1 pseudogene is annotated in these 587 nt (G+C 51.3%); it reads right to left on the reverse strand.

The features are described from left to right. Positions 1–587: pseudogene (locus ACFR9S_RS14445) on the reverse strand (type I restriction enzyme HsdR N-terminal domain-containing protein); the annotation flags it as partial.

The following is a 587-nucleotide window of genomic DNA, read 5'->3' on the forward strand; positions in this document are numbered from 1 at the left end:
CATTCGCCTTCAAACTCTGCATCTAAGCCGCAAAAACCAGCGAATCGCTCCACATACCTCTTCTTGGAAATCTGGTTGAGCGCCACATACAGATAATAATCACCAGAGAGTTCGCGATACAACCGCATCTCTTCCCCAGACGGATGCCGCGGCTCTGAATTTAAAATCGCGTTCTTCTCTCCAGGCACGTACGGAAGCGGCGCTAACTCATCAATCAAATCAAATTCCTGGATGAGGAAGTCGATCGCATCGGCCATCGCATCTGCCTGCTGATCATCCGTGAAGACGTGGAATGTGTCCCCGTCCTCTAAAAGCGTGATTTTGTACCCCTCGTCAGCATCCACTTCCACGGGTTCGTTCGATTCCGATGCTGGTTCCGCAAGACGGACATCAGCCTCTCGATCCGTACCAAGTGATTCAATCAAACTGTCTACGAACTCTTTCGACTCCGCTTCGATTTCCTGAGCCAACGTATCACCGACTTCGTTTACAAGAACTTCGGCTACGCGCTCGGAGATATCCTCCTTCCCATTCTGCAGGATACGGACTGCCTGTTTTCGTGCCTCGATCCGCTGAGCGATCGTATC

Origin of the sequence: Halolamina salina, from assembly GCF_042678005.1 — an archaeon.
GTDB lineage: Archaea > Halobacteriota > Halobacteria > Halobacteriales > Haloferacaceae > Halolamina > Halolamina salina.